Source organism: Roseburia sp. OM02-15 (assembly GCF_003481835.1).
Classification (GTDB): domain Bacteria; phylum Bacillota; class Clostridia; order Lachnospirales; family Lachnospiraceae; genus Eubacterium_I; species Eubacterium_I ramulus_A.
Genome location: NZ_QULX01000025.1, coordinates 21,165 through 34,862 on the forward strand (window position 1 = coordinate 21,165; position 13,698 = coordinate 34,862).

A 13,698-nucleotide genomic window follows, 5' to 3' on the forward strand; every position below is an offset into this window, starting at 1 on the left:
GCATCATTATTTGAGGTATTTACGCTCTTTTGTATAAATCTGCAAGAATCTTCCTGTTTTACAATCCCTACAATTAATGGTAGAATAAATAGAAAATCAAAATCAGTCAAAGGAAAAGAAGCAGATATGAGTACAGATGCATGCCAAAATGTGGAATCAGCAGAAGAAAATGAAGTGCTACGTGCATGGAAGTTACACATGGAACAGGTGAAAAATCAACCGGAAAACCTGAATGCAGAATTGTTGTGGCAGGTGTTATGCGAACTTCAGAAGATTCCTTTTTACACGGTAAAGGGCATCCAATTTACTTATAGCATCCGGGGATATGAGATGTTTGTCGACCGAAAGGAAAAATCGATCACACAGGCAACGGTTTTGCTGTCGGCACAGCGTGTATTGGAAAAGCAAAATCAGGGAATTGCGATCACAGGACCGAAAAAAATAGGTACTTTTGGAGCAAGTTATCTGTACCCGATTTTCCGGCAGATTGGTTTGATATCAGTCGAGTAATTTCTCATCTATTGTACGAAGAGCACAGTAATAAATTTACTTTAACAAAGTGATGTTAATTCGACTTGAAGATATATAAGGAATATGATTGGAAAAATTTGGAGGAAGATGATACGTGAATAAAATAGATCCACAATCCTGGAAGGCGGATATGCCGGATTTCAGGGAAAAAACAAAAGCGTTTTACAATGGAGAAATGAGCAAAGGTGACTATAAAGGTTATTCCGGTCGTTATGGAAGTTATGCACAGAAAGGCGGAAAAGCAAGTATGCTCCGTCTTCGTATGACAGCTGGTCGTGTGACAAAGGAAAAACTTGCATTTATTGCAGAATCCATTCGAAAATATAATGTGAAAAAAGCACATTTTACAACTTGCGAGACGATTCAGCTGCATGATCTGCAGCAGGAAGAACTGTGTCAGATCATGGAAGATGCGCTAGATGTTGGAATTGTTACGATGGGCGGCGGTGGAGATTTTCCACGAAATGTTATGTGTTCTCCCCTGTCCGGTGTGGAAGCAGATGAGTATTTTGATGTGCGCCCGTGGGCGGAGGCAGCGGGTGAGTATCTGATGACTTTTATCAATGCGGAGAAAATGCCGCGTAAGTTGAAAGTATGTTTTTCTAATTCGCCGAAAAATATTCCACATGCAACGTACCGTGATCTTGGATTTGTGGCAACAAAAGAAGGAAAATTTGACGTATACAGCGCTGGTGGACTTGGCAATAATGCCAGATTTGGGGTAAAAGTTGCAGAAGCAGTTGATCCGGAGATGATTTTATATTACATCAAGGCGATGTGGCTGACGTTCCGTGCGCATGGAAATTATGAGAACCGTGGAAAAGCCAGAACACGATACATGCAGGAAATCTGTGGTGGCGCAGAGAATTATGCGAAGGCATATCAGGAAAAACTGGCAGAGGTGTTGGCTTCCGGAGAAAATCTGAAAATTTCTGTAGATCCGCAGCCGGTGAACAAAAAAGAGGACGGAGTACGCATTTCCGGAGCACGTATTTTACCACAGAAACAGAACGGATTGTATATCGTGATTTGGCATCCAATCGGAGGACAGCCGAAGGTGGAAGAACTGTGTGCACTTTCCGATGCGATTCAGGAGATGGAAGATGTGGAAATCCGTCTTGCACCGGATGAGACAGCATATATCATTAATCTGACTGGCTCAGAAGTGGGAAAAGTGCTGGATGCAACACCAAGTAGTGCAAATACAGTATTTGAGACAAGCGTCAGCTGCATTGGAGCATCGATTTGTCAGGTAGGGCTGCGTGATTCTCAGGCACTTTTGCAGGCTTGTGTGGAAGCAGTTCGTGAAGCAGACATTCCAAACGGTGCGTTACCACAGATGCATATTTCCGGATGCCCGTCATCCTGTGGTACGCATCAGACTGGTGTAATTGGATTCCGCGGCGCGGTAAAACGTGTGGGTGATCAGCCGAAAAATGCATTTGTGCTGTTTGCAAATGGTGAGGAGCGTCAGGGTGAAGAACGTATGGGACGTGAGATTGGAACTATGGAAGAGTCAGTGATTCCACAGTTTTTGGTGGAACTTGGACAGACTGTGGCAGATTCTGGGATGGATTATCTGAACTGGGCGCGGAAAAATCCGGAAGGAATTGATAAAGTAGCAGAGAAATATCTGTAAGGAGGAAAACGCGATGGAGCGTCGGGATAAAATTAATTATTATCTGGATCTGGCTGAAATTGTGGGACAGCGCGGAACCTGTCTGCGCAGACATTATGGTGCCGTTATTGTAAAAAACGATGAAGTTATCTCCACCGGTTATGTGGGAGCACCAAGAGGCAGAAAGAACTGTTCTGATCTTGGTGTCTGTATCCGGCAGAAAATGAATGTGCCGAGAGGCGAGCGCTATGAGCTTTGCCGTAGTGTACATGCAGAGGCAAATGCGATCATCAGTGCATCCAGAGGAAAAATGATCGGAAGTACGTTGTATCTGGTTGGAAAAGAAGTGGATACCGGGGAATATGTAAAAAATTCCAACAGTTGTTCCATGTGCAAACGAATGATCATCAATGCCGGAATCGACCGGGTGTATATTCGAGATTCCAAGGATGAGTACCGTATGATTCAGGTGCAGCAGTGGATTGACGATGATGAATCTCTGGCAGGAACATTTGGATATTAGAGCAGATGATATACAAAAGTAAATAGATGAATAAAATCAGAGAAAATCACAGAAAAGCGCTATTTATACAGATAGAAAGTTAATGGCAACTAAGAAAAAACAATGCGAAGAAACTGAAATCGAAATTGAAATCAGGAGAAAAATAAGGCAGGTAAAAGAAACGTATGATACAGGATATTGCACCATTTCATTTTAATAACGAGTGGCATAAATTACAACCGGAGGAAAATGACTGGATCATCTGTATGCAGGAGCGGAAAATATTGCTGCGGGGAACAAAAGAAGATATATCTTTTCCACGTTATCATGAATTAAAGGAACAGGTGCAGAACGGAGACCGGTTTGTGTATCTGTTTGCAGTTGGTGAGGAACGATTTTTCCTGTATCAACAACATCAGTACAAAGAGCGGGAAGAACTCAATCTGATACATCTGGAACAGTCATATGTGAAAAAACAGTCAATGAAATTTGAGGAACAATTTTGTGCAAAAAAACAGCCAGAAAGTTCTGATAAGCAATCTGACACGGAAAAACAGCAGAAAGATTCTTCTGAACAGTTGGAGAAACAACCAGAATTTCACTACGAAACAACCAGATATTTACGTGGAGCAGCACCACAACATCTGTGTTATGCAGGATTAGTCGGCGCACAGTTAGCAGGCTGGTATGCAGCACACCGTTTTTGCGGTGGATGCGGAACCCGCATGATTCCGGATGAGCGGGAGCGGATGATGCGCTGTCCGGTTTGTGGCCAGATGGAATATCCAAAAATCTGTCCGTGCGTGATTGTTGGAGTGATGCACAAAGGGAAAATTCTGGTCAGCTGGTACAAAAATGGTTTCCGTGATCATTATGCGCTGATTGCCGGTTTTGCGGAGGTAGGTGAGACCATCGAAGAAACCGTTGCAAGAGAAGTGTATGAGGAGACGCATTTGCATGTGAAAAATCTGCGTTATTACAAAAGTCAGCCATGGCCTTATTCAGAAAGTCTTTTATTTGGATTTTTCTGTGAACTGGATGGAGAAGATCATATCATCATTCAGGAGGACGAACTTGCCATGGCAAAATGGGTGACACCGGAGGAAATTTTTGAGTCATCGGATAATTTTTCCCTGACAAATGAGATGATCTGTAAATTTAAAGAGGATATGACGGAGCACAAACAGCTTTGTTTTTAGAGTAGGAGCATAGAAAACAATATGATAAAACAGGAAAATCTGGCAATTGTAACATTGAAAAAAGGAGAAGGACGTACCATCAAAGCGGGAGGCGCATGGGTATTCAATAATGAAATTGAGACCATTACCGGACGTTTTCATAACGGAGATATCGTGCTGGTGCATGATTTTGACGGTTATCCGATGGGAAAAGGCTACATCAATCAGAATTCAAAAATCCGTGTGCGTCTTCTGACGAGACATGTGGATCAGGAGATTGATGAGGCATTTTTCGAGATGCGTCTGCAGAATGCATGGAATTACCGAAAAGATACAGTGGACACTTCATCCTGTCGTCTGGTGTTTGGTGAGGCAGATTTCCTGCCGGGAATCGTAATCGATAAATATGAAGATGTGCTGGTAATGGAGTGCCTGACTCTTGGTATGGAGCGGTATAAAGAACTTCTGGCAGATCTGATGAAACAGATTCTTGCAAAGGACGGCATTCAGATTCGTGGTGTTTATGAGCGAAGCGATGCGAAAGAGCGGGAAAAAGAAGGATTAAGCCGTGTAAAAGGTTTTATTGGAGAAGAATTTGATACCAATGTGGAAATCGTAGAAAACGGTGTGCGTTACATGGTGGATGTGGTGAATGGTCAGAAAACTGGATTTTTCTTAGACCAGAAATACAACCGTCTGGCAATTCAGAAATTGTGTAAAGGAAAACGTGTGCTGGATTGCTTTACACACATGGGAACCTTTGCACTGAATGCAGGAATAGCAGGAGCAAGCGAAGTAACCGGATTGGATATTTCTGAATTTGCGGTAGAACAGGCAACAGAAAATGCAAAACGCAATGGATTGAGTGACACAGTAAAATTCCGTGCGGCGAACGTACTAGATGAACTTCCGAAACTGGCAGCAGCCGGAGAAAAATACGACGTGGTAATTTTGGATCCGCCGGCATTTACCAAATCCCGTCAGGCAACAAAAAATGCCATCAAAGGTTACCGTGAGATTAATATGAAAGGTCTGAAACTGGTCAAAGATGGCGGTTATCTGGCAACCTGTTCCTGTTCTCATTTCATGACACAGGAGCTTCTGGCAAAGACCATCCGTGAGGCAGCACGTTCCACTCATAAGAGACTGCGTCAGGTGGAATTTCGGACACAGTCTGCGGATCATCCGATTTTATGGGCAGCAGATGAGTCCTATTACTTAAAGTTCTTCATTTTTCAGGTTGTGGATGAAAAATAGGAAGATAAAAAAGTTCGCAAAGCCTTGTATTTTTAAAGGGCACTGAAAAAGTCTAATTTTTCGAAAAAAGAATTAGACTTTTTCAGTGCCCTTTCAATATAGTGGTTCAGTGTGTTGTGGTCAAGTTTTTTTGTTTGATTTTTTCATCACTGGTTACTTTCCTTTTCCGTATACAAAGAAGTGATTTTGTATCTGCGTTTTAGAAAGATTTTATGGTTTTTTCATGGAAAAGACAAGGGTATATGTTACAATTATTATAAATATGGGGATTTCGAAGGTAAGGAGAATTATTCAAAAATGGATGAGAAAGTGAAAGTAACAGATACAGAACAAACAGATAAAAAAGTAAATGAAGATACAACTCTAAAAGAAAAATTGGTTGAGGCAGAGTACATGGAAGCAGATATGCCGGAACAATCAGAGGAACAGGATGGGACAGGAGCGGAAGAAACCACAAGTTACCTGCCATTAGCAGCAGATCAGCTGGATCTGGCGAAACAATACAAACAGATGATGCTGTTTTATGAGGCCGGAATCCGTCAGCTGACGACAAAATTACAGATTTTGAACCGGGAATTTGAACAGAGCAATGACCGTAATCCGATTGAAAATATAAAAAGCCGTATTAAGTCAGCAGAAAGTATTGCAAAGAAGATGAAACGGAAAGGCTTACCGATGACGTTAAGCTGTCTGACGAACAATATTTATGATATTGCCGGAATCCGTGTGATCTGTCCGTTTATTACGGATGTATATGAGGTGGCGCGGATGTTGCTGAGTCAGACCGATGTGGAACTGGTACAGGTAAAGGACTATATTCGGGAGCCGAAGGAAAACGGTTACCGCAGTCTGCACCTGATCGTCAAGATTAATGTGTTCTTTTCCGATGGGATGCGGCAGGTACCGGTGGAAGTACAGATGCGAACCATTGCGATGAATTTCTGGGCAAGTACGGAGCATCAGCTTCGTTATAAAAAGGACAAAGTCATTACATCGGAAATGCATGCACGTTTGAAAAAATGTGCCGATATTATGGCAGATGCAGATTATCAGATGCAGAAACTGGCGGAGGAAATTCATTTTTAGGAAAAATTTCCATAAGAAAACAATACGAGGATGAATGTATACAGATAGAAACTTGCAGAAGAAATCTATTTCTGATATGATGTGCGTCGGTATATGAAAAGTATTTATAAGTGCAGTAAGTAAAAGAACAGCAGTTAAAGAAAAAACTACTGCATATTTACTGTAAACTGGGAGAATTTGAGATAGATTTATGAGTGAAAAAAACAAAGAAAAAAAATTGTCAGGCGGAAATCATACTGTGAAAAAGCGTGGCAATGACAATAAGAAAAAAGAAGGTACAGCCTGCAAGGTTGCAAAAAAATGTGGTGGATGCCAGTATCAGGGCGTTCCCTACGAAAAGCAGTTAAGTGAGAAACAGAAAGCAGTCCGTCAGTTAATGCAGCCGTTTTGTAAGACTGCGGAGATTACAGGAATGCAAGATCCGTATCATTATAGAAATAAAGTGCATGCCGTGTTTGCACGGAAAAAAGATGGTACGATCATTTCCGGCGTTTACGAGGAGGGCACACATCGGGTCGTTCCGGTGGAAGCCTGTCAGATTGAGGATAAAAAAGCAGATGCCATTATCAATGACATCCGTGGACTTTTAAAATCTTTTAAGATAAAAACCTATAATGAAGATACCGGTTACGGTTTGCTGCGTCATGTGCTGATCCGCCGCGGATTTACCACAGATGAGATCATGGTCGTTCTGGTGCTTGGCTCTCCGGTGATGCCGTCCAAAAATAATTTTGTCAAGGCATTGCGGAAACTGCATCCGGAAATTACAACGGTTGTGCTGAATGTGAATGACAAACGTACGAGCATGGTGCTTGGTGACCGTGAGACAACGATTTACGGAAAAGGCTATATTGAGGACGTGTTGTGTGGACTGACCTTCCGTATTTCTTCCAAGTCTTTTTATCAGATCAATCCGGTTCAGACGGAGAAACTGTATGGAAAAGCAATGGAGCTTGCCGGACTGACAGGTAAAGAACGTGTCATTGATGCGTATTGCGGTATTGGAACCATTGGTATGGTCGCTGCAAAATCTGCAAAAGAAGTGATCGGTGTAGAACTGAATCCGGATGCAGTGCGAGATGCCATCAAAAATGCAAAACGTAACCAGATGAAAAATATCCGTTTTTATCAGGATGATGCCGGACGGTTTATGGAGAAAATGGCGGCAAAGGGCGAAAAGGCAGATGTCGTGTTTATGGACCCGCCAAGAAGCGGCAGTACGGAGCAGTTTATGAAATCAGCTGTAACGCTGGCACCGCAGAAAATTGTGTATATTTCCTGTGATCCGCAGACGCAGGCGCGGGATCTGAAATATTTGACAAAACATGGTTATAAAGCAATGGGGGCGTATCCGTATGATATGTTTCCGTTTACAAAGCATGCAGAAAATATCGTGTTGTTAGTGAAACAGAATTAAATTTGAGTAAAAGAGATATCCGGAAGAACAGATGATGCGTGTATTTTACAGTAAGGATTGCGAGATTATTTACAGATTGTAGCAAAGAAAAACCTGTAATATATGCATGTTATGAGATAAAAATGGGAGATTTGAGTCTTGGCAAAAGAGAATTATATGATTAACAGGAAAAAAAGAATTCTGTTTTACATATTGATGGCAGCTGTTTTATGCTGGTTTGTCGTGTTGCAGATTTTTGGAACAAATGAGCGGGATAAAAAGACGATTGAGCAAAATATTCTTTATCAGGGCACGTTTGTCTGGGAAAAATCAGACGGAAGCCGGGAGCAGATCGAAGTTCCGGGCAGATATGAACTGTCGGCGAAAGAGACGATGGTTCTGGTAACGCAATTGCCAGAAGATTATGACGAAAAAGCATTGGCGATCCGTTCCTCACTGCAGGAAGTCCGATTTTACGTTGATGGCGTATTGCGGGCTGAATATGACACGTCAGATACGAGATTAGCAGGCAAGAATTCTGCCAGTCGTTATGTGTTCTGCCCGACCACGGAAGCTGACGTAGGAAAAGAAGTCCGGATTGAGTTAAAGACAAATACAGCAAAATATTCCGGTGTGGTAAATGCGGTTTACTGTGGAGATAAGGCAGAAATATGGGAATATATTTTTGCTGAACACGGACTGGAGACGGTGATCGCGTTTTTCATCCTGTTTGCAGGCATTGTTACTGTCATTTTCAGTATTGCGCTGGGGGTGGTATATCGTACGAAGTTTGATATGGAATATCTTGGCTGGTGTATGATCATGGCAGCAGGCTGGATGGTTGGAGAATCAAAACTTCGTCAGGTTCTGGTACCAAATGCAACGGTGTTAGCAACGCTGTGTTTTGTTATGATCATGCTTGGACCGTTGCCGATTATTTATTACATAGACAGTATGCAAAGTGGTCGTCACCAGAAACTGTTCTGGATCGCAGAGGCGGCTGCCATAGTTAATTTTGCAGTATGTACGATTTTGCATCTGAGCGGTGCGAAGGATTATATAGAGACACTTCCGATTGCACATGTGATTCTGGCAGTTACGTTAGTATTGATTCTGGGTACAGTATTTTATGATATGTACCACGGCTATATTACACAAAACAGATTTATGGTGGTGGGCTTGCTGATTGCGGTCGTTTCGGTTGTGGTGGAATCCATATCTGCGTATTTTGTAATTTCTATTTCCGGTATTTTTATGGGAATCGGTATGATCGTGCTGCTGTTTTTCAGTTTGGTCAGAACAATCCGAAATTTACAGAAGATGGAAAGTCGCCGACAGCGGCAGGAAATGAGAAAGCGCAGAAAGCAGATGGAAACCATGTCTCTGCAAATGATGCAGACCTTGTCTACCACGATCGAGGCGAAGGACGAATATACCAGAGGGCATTCCCACCGGGTGGCTGAGTATGCGGTTCTGATCGCAAAGGAACTTGGCTGGAGTCAAAAGGATATTTCAAATTTGCGGAATGCGGCACATCTGCATGATATTGGTAAAATTGGTATTCCGGATACGATTTTGAATAAGCCAACGAAGCTGACAGAAGAAGAATATGCGGTTATCAAAGAGCATACTGTGATCGGGGCGGAAATTCTGAAAAATATCAGATTGATCGATCATGTGACAGAGGTGGCACGAAGCCATCATGAACGGTATGATGGCACCGGGTATCCGGATGGATTAAAAGGGGAGGAAATCCCAATCCATGCAAGGATCATTGCGGTGGCAGATAGTTATGATGCGATGCAGTCCCGTAGAATTTATCGAAATCCGCTGGGAACAGCGGTTATTTATAATGAGATTTTGAATAACCGTGGAACACAGTTTGATCCGGAGATTGCAGATGTGTTTTTGAAACTTCTGGATGAAAACCGGCTGGTGATTAATGCGGATTATAAAGGAATCGAGGATGAATATGCCCTGCCGGCAGTGGAGAGTGAAATTGAAAAATTTATTTCCAATGTTATGACTACCATGCGGACGCAGGAGGACAGTGAGGGCTTTGACTTCTTAACGGGTCTTCCAATGCGGAATCGTGGAGAAAAACTGGCAGCGCAGTTTATGCAGCAGGACGATGGATATCTTGTTTTCCTGGATATGGATAATCTGAAAAAAATCAATGATATCTATGGACACAAAGCCGGTGACCGAGCACTGAAATTGCTTGGTTCGCTGTTGTTAGAATTTGCACAGCATTCTGTGGTCTGCCGTCTGGGTGGGGATGAATTTCTGATGTTTGTTCCGAATGTTTCGAAGGAAAAGATTTCGGAAATTGTCCGTAGTATTCTGCAAAAATTTGAGGAACAGAAAGAGGAAGATATGGAGATCCGCCACGCGTCAATTTCTGCTGGAATCTGTGAAACGACAAAGGGAGCATCTTTTGAGGAGTGCTACACCAAGGCGGATAAGGCATTGTATTATGTAAAACAGAATGGTAAAGGTGATTTCTTCTTCTATCAGCAGATGGAGCAGGAGCAGAAGACGGATCAGGGAACCGGAAGAGATCTGGCAATGATTACAAAAGCATTGCGGGAGAGCGGCAATTATACCGGTGCACTGGATCTGGATTACCGTGAATTTGCGAAAATTTATGAATATATGAATCATTTAGGTGAGCGTTACAAATATCACTGCTATCTGGTGATGGTTACGATGGATACGACACCGGATTATGTGATGTATATCGAAAATATTGAGCGGGCGCTTGAGAGTATGGAACAAGCGATTCGGCAGACAATCCGAAAAGTGGATATTTGTACCCGCTACAGTTCCATGCAGTATCTGATCATTTTGTTTGAGGCAGATGAGACAAAGATTCCAAAAGTTATGGATCGAATCTTTACACAGTATTATAAACAGTACGATAAGAGTAATTTTATTCCGAAGTATGAGTATATTCTGATAATGGAAGAAAAAGAGGAGCAGTGATCATACCACTGCCCCTCTTTTTGTGTGTTACGGGAAAATCAAAATGGAAAAATACTGTGAAGGTAAACTGCAATACCATCGTGGTCGTTGTCTTTTGTGAGAGTGAAGCCTTTTTCTTTTATGTCTTCCGGGGCATTTCCCATGAGGATTCCACGACCGGCGGTATGTAACATTTCCACATCGTTGTAATTATCACCGAATGCCAGAGTGTGTTCTGTTGCAATCTGTTTTGTGATTTTCATTCATAATCAGTGCGCCGTTACATCCGATGATATTGCAGGAGAGATGAATCCGGTCGAGAATCGGCTGAATGCAGAGCGGATTTCGGGCGGAAATCAGGGAAAATTGGATGCCGTGTTGTATCGCTGAACGGATGACTTCCTGTGTTTTTGGGGAAACATGATGTTCGGAGGTTAAAAAGGTTCCGTCAATGTCACTGAAAATGGCTTCACAGGTAAATGGGGTGTTCATCTCAGTCTGAGTTGAGACTCCCACTTCTGCAAGTGGTGAGTAGTAACAAGTATTTCTCAGTGGGAGTTCAATCTCCGACTGAGATAAATGCTCCGCGAGGGCGCACATTGTCTGGGAGACAATGGTTTTGCGCCGACCGGAACGGAGAGTAGAGTGTAGTGATTCTGAAAAGAAGATGTCAGCTTGCGCTGACCAGAATCACGCACCAAGTCTCACGTGCGTTCGACTTGAATCTGGGATTTCCAATTTGGTTTGCACCGGAAAGTCTGTGGTGGGTGATGCCGGTGGTAGAAGTGCTGGTGCTGGCATTGAGTATTTTCTGGGTGAGAGAAAAGGCTACACCGAAGAAAAAATCATGAAATTGATGATAGAATAGATTTTTGGGATGTAGAAAATAAGAATGTGCCAGATGATTTCACAAAGAAATATGGTTGCAAAAAGTTGACTTTTTTACTATATTATAACTATTCGATAAGACGATGCAAAAGATATGCTACTGAATGAAGTGCAGAAATAGGAAGTAGTTTTTTTCGATAAAGTATAGAAAACGATTAGTAAAAGTAGATAAGGTTGGTAGAAAAATGCAGATTTCAAGCAGATTTACGCTGGCGATTCATATTTTTGCCTGTGTGGATACATTCAAAGATGATTATAAAGTAACTAGTGATTTTATTGCAGGAAGTACAAATGTGAATCCTGTCATTATTCGGAAAATATTAGGTCAGCTCAAGGCGGCAGGACTCATTGAGGTGGCGAGGGGAACTGGTGGAACCACGATTGCGAAGCCGTTGTCAGAGATTACATTTCTGGATATTTATCGTGCAGTGGAGTGTGTAGAAGAAAATCAACTCTTTCATTTTCATGAAAATCCGAATACTGCCTGTCCGGTTGGAAGAAATATTCATCATGTATTGGATGAAAAACTGGATCGGGTGCAGAAAGCGATGGAGCGGGAATTGCAATCTATTACGCTGGAAGATGTCAGGGAAGATTTGAAAAAATATCTGGAGCAGGAAAATAATAAATAAAATGATAAGTAAAAAACGGGATTTCACAGTTGTGAGATCCCGCTTTTTTGTATTAATAACAATTTTTACATGGTCTTGATTTTCCACTTTCAGAGATGGAACCGCTGAGTATAGTTTTGGAGCGTCCAAGACTAGGACAGTCCTTGGTGGAGTGATAAACTTCTCCATTTGGAGTCCAGTATACCGTTCCACCGGTGTTTTGCTGTGAATCAGAAGTGTCGGAAGAATAAGTGGTAGTATTTTGTTGTGTCTGAGCAGCTGCAGCTTCTTCCTGAGCTTCCAGTTCTGCCTGCTTTTGAGCTTCCTCCTGGGCTTTTTGCTGAGCTTCCAATTCCGCCTGTTTTTGGGCTTCTTCCTGAGCTTTTTGTTGGGCTTCTTCCTGAGCTTTTTGTTGGGCTTCCAGTTCCGCCTGCTTTTGGGCTTCTTCCTGAGCTTCCAGTTCCGCCTGTTTTTGAGTTTCTAATTCTGCCTGTTCCTGCGCAGCTTTTCTGGCTGCGACATCTACAACGGTAATTGATAATTTATTACTTTCGATATCGCCGCATTTGACGTATATTTCATAAGAGCCTTCGGCTGTTCCTGTTTCGATTTTGTTATCCGTAAATGTAAAGGTATCTGATTTACCAGCAGATGAAATGTAGGTCAAATCTGAAATATCGGCATCCGATGGTTCAACAGAAATTGATACAGGAATTGTCTGGTTGATATCATATTCTGTCTCCTGATTTTCAAGCGATATTTGAATCGTCTTTATGGCTACTTTTGTAGAAGAAGGCATCAGGCTTGCGCCGATAATAAACAAGATGAAACATATAAGTGGTGGAAGCAGTAATTTTTTTCGAAACTTCTTTTTTACTGCTTGTATAATCATGTAGATGTTTGTGATAAAGAAACCCAAGAACCCAATAAGGGCTAATGCATAACTCATAGTGTGACTCTCCTTTGTATGTGATCTACCTATTATTATAATAAAGAGAAAAATAATTTCAATATATCAACAGGAATTGTATTCTTTTACAAATGTATAAAAAATGAAGATGTAACTATTGACATTACAACATAACCATGATAATATGCAAATATCAGATGTAACCAATAAGATTACAACGAAAAACAATAAAAAATTAAATCAAAAATCAGGAGGATATCATCATGAACAAAGTAGTAGAATTTTTACAGGCAAACCCGGTACAGTATCTTGCAACAGTAGGTCGCGATGGAAAAGCAAAATGCCGTCCATTCATGTTCTGTTTTGAAAAAGATGGAAAATTATGGTTCTGCACAAACAACACAAAAGACGTATACAAAGACATGCAGGAAAATCCGGAAATTGAGATTTCTGTTTCTTCTCCGGAGTATGCATGGATTCGTTTACATGGTAAAGCAGTATTTGAAAACAACATGGAAGTAAAAGAAGGATGTATGGCAAATCCAATCGTAAAAGGACAGTATCAGACAGCAGACAATCCAATTTTTGAAGTATTCTATCTGGAGAACGCACACGGACTGATCGCTGACTTCTCAGGAAATGCACCATATGAATTTTAAGAATTTATATCAGATGGGAGATGACTCCCACCTCTATAGGGACGCCACTGAAAAAGTGGTAAGTTTAGTATCGCAGGGCGTCAAATATGTGAAAAAAT

Annotated in this window: 14 protein-coding genes; 11 read left to right on the forward strand and 3 right to left on the reverse strand. The window is 41.8% G+C overall.

Annotated elements, in window-relative coordinates; translation table 11 throughout:
- Positions 1–126 precede the first annotated feature (126 nt).
- The 8 genes from DXB15_RS15105 (at position 127) to DXB15_RS15140 (ending at position 10,553) form a co-directional block, all read left to right on the forward strand.
- The gene (locus DXB15_RS15105) at positions 127–510 is read left to right on the forward strand and encodes a hypothetical protein (protein ID WP_118703404.1); all 384 of its coding nucleotides are present in this window, start codon (positions 127–129) and stop codon (positions 508–510) included.
- 115 nt (positions 511–625) lie between these two features.
- A complete protein-coding gene (locus tag DXB15_RS15110; RefSeq protein WP_118703405.1) occupies positions 626–2,170 on the forward strand; it encodes a nitrite/sulfite reductase in 1,545 nt (514 codons plus the stop codon).
- 13 nt (positions 2,171–2,183) lie between these two features.
- Positions 2,184–2,672: a deoxycytidylate deaminase gene (locus tag DXB15_RS15115; RefSeq protein WP_109215761.1), complete on the forward strand. Its 489-nt coding sequence runs from the start codon at positions 2,184–2,186 to the stop codon at positions 2,670–2,672.
- Positions 2,673–2,836: 164 nt separating this feature from the next.
- Positions 2,837–3,850 carry an NAD(+) diphosphatase gene (gene nudC / locus DXB15_RS15120; protein ID WP_109215762.1) on the forward strand — a complete coding sequence of 338 codons (1,014 nt, stop codon included), beginning with the start codon at positions 2,837–2,839 and terminating at the stop codon, positions 3,848–3,850.
- 21 nt (positions 3,851–3,871) lie between these two features.
- Positions 3,872–5,086: a class I SAM-dependent rRNA methyltransferase gene (locus tag DXB15_RS15125; protein ID WP_118703406.1), complete on the forward strand. Its 1,215-nt coding sequence runs from the start codon at positions 3,872–3,874 to the stop codon at positions 5,084–5,086.
- Between the two features lie 297 nt (positions 5,087–5,383).
- Positions 5,384–6,172, forward strand: coding sequence for a GTP pyrophosphokinase (locus DXB15_RS15130; RefSeq protein ID WP_243115668.1), 789 nt, complete (start codon positions 5,384–5,386; stop codon positions 6,170–6,172).
- 190 nt (positions 6,173–6,362) lie between these two features.
- The gene (gene rlmD / locus DXB15_RS15135) at positions 6,363–7,589 is read left to right on the forward strand and encodes a 23S rRNA (uracil(1939)-C(5))-methyltransferase RlmD (RefSeq protein WP_118703407.1); all 1,227 of its coding nucleotides are present in this window, start codon (positions 6,363–6,365) and stop codon (positions 7,587–7,589) included.
- Positions 7,590–7,727: 138 nt separating this feature from the next.
- On the forward strand, positions 7,728–10,553 hold the full coding sequence (locus DXB15_RS15140) for an HD domain-containing phosphohydrolase (RefSeq protein ID WP_243115669.1): 2,826 nt from the start codon (positions 7,728–7,730) through the stop codon (positions 10,551–10,553).
- A 38-nt stretch (positions 10,554–10,591) separates the two neighbouring features.
- Here the strand turns inward: DXB15_RS15140 and DXB15_RS17085 are convergent, their stop codons facing one another.
- Positions 10,592–10,795 carry an HAD family hydrolase gene (locus DXB15_RS17085; protein ID WP_199670988.1) on the reverse strand — a complete coding sequence of 68 codons (204 nt, stop codon included), beginning with the start codon at positions 10,793–10,795 and terminating at the stop codon, positions 10,592–10,594.
- Positions 10,746–11,132: an HAD family hydrolase gene (locus DXB15_RS17920; RefSeq protein WP_431733529.1), complete on the reverse strand. Its 387-nt coding sequence runs from the start codon at positions 11,130–11,132 to the stop codon at positions 10,746–10,748. The genes DXB15_RS17085 and DXB15_RS17920 overlap by 50 nt, the downstream gene beginning before the upstream one ends.
- A 50-nt stretch (positions 11,133–11,182) precedes the next feature.
- On the opposite strand from DXB15_RS17920, the gene DXB15_RS15150 reads away from it, so the two are divergent.
- Entirely contained in the window at positions 11,183–11,383 is a 201-nt protein-coding gene (locus DXB15_RS15150; RefSeq protein ID WP_118703408.1) for a hypothetical protein, read from the forward strand.
- 222 nt (positions 11,384–11,605) lie between these two features.
- A complete protein-coding gene (locus DXB15_RS15155; RefSeq protein ID WP_109216543.1) occupies positions 11,606–12,052 on the forward strand; it encodes an Rrf2 family transcriptional regulator in 447 nt (148 codons plus the stop codon).
- Positions 12,053–12,104: 52 nt separating this feature from the next.
- Here the strand turns inward: DXB15_RS15155 and DXB15_RS17095 are convergent, their stop codons facing one another.
- Positions 12,105–12,980, reverse strand: coding sequence for a hypothetical protein (locus tag DXB15_RS17095; protein ID WP_187119667.1), 876 nt, complete (start codon positions 12,978–12,980; stop codon positions 12,105–12,107).
- Positions 12,981–13,204: 224 nt separating this feature from the next.
- On the opposite strand from DXB15_RS17095, the gene DXB15_RS15165 reads away from it, so the two are divergent.
- A complete protein-coding gene (locus DXB15_RS15165) occupies positions 13,205–13,600 on the forward strand; it encodes a pyridoxamine 5'-phosphate oxidase family protein (protein WP_109216541.1) in 396 nt (131 codons plus the stop codon).
- The last annotated feature ends 98 nt before the right edge of the window (positions 13,601–13,698 follow it).

What these genes read in the sequence shown, in the direction of transcription:
- DXB15_RS17095 (WP_187119667.1), bottom strand. Translation starts at nt 12,980, where the DNA reads ATGAGTTATGCATTAGCCCTTATTGGGTTCTTGGGTTTCTTTATCACA.
- rlmD (WP_118703407.1), top strand. Translation starts at nt 6,363, where the DNA reads ATGAGTGAAAAAAACAAAGAAAAAAAATTGTCAGGCGGAAATCATACT.
- DXB15_RS17085 (WP_199670988.1), bottom strand. Translation starts at nt 10,795, where the DNA reads ATGAAAATCACAAAACAGATTGCAACAGAACACACTCTGGCATTCGGT.
- DXB15_RS17920 (WP_431733529.1), bottom strand. Translation starts at nt 11,132, where the DNA reads ATGTGCGCCCTCGCGGAGCATTTATCTCAGTCGGAGATTGAACTCCCA.
- DXB15_RS15165 (WP_109216541.1), top strand. Translation starts at nt 13,205, where the DNA reads ATGAACAAAGTAGTAGAATTTTTACAGGCAAACCCGGTACAGTATCTT.
- DXB15_RS15115 (WP_109215761.1), top strand. Translation starts at nt 2,184, where the DNA reads ATGGAGCGTCGGGATAAAATTAATTATTATCTGGATCTGGCTGAAATT.
- DXB15_RS15155 (WP_109216543.1), top strand. Translation starts at nt 11,606, where the DNA reads ATGCAGATTTCAAGCAGATTTACGCTGGCGATTCATATTTTTGCCTGT.
- nudC (WP_109215762.1), top strand. Translation starts at nt 2,837, where the DNA reads ATGATACAGGATATTGCACCATTTCATTTTAATAACGAGTGGCATAAA.
- DXB15_RS15105 (WP_118703404.1), top strand. Translation starts at nt 127, where the DNA reads ATGAGTACAGATGCATGCCAAAATGTGGAATCAGCAGAAGAAAATGAA.
- DXB15_RS15125 (WP_118703406.1), top strand. Translation starts at nt 3,872, where the DNA reads ATGATAAAACAGGAAAATCTGGCAATTGTAACATTGAAAAAAGGAGAA.
- DXB15_RS15130 (WP_243115668.1), top strand. Translation starts at nt 5,384, where the DNA reads ATGGATGAGAAAGTGAAAGTAACAGATACAGAACAAACAGATAAAAAA.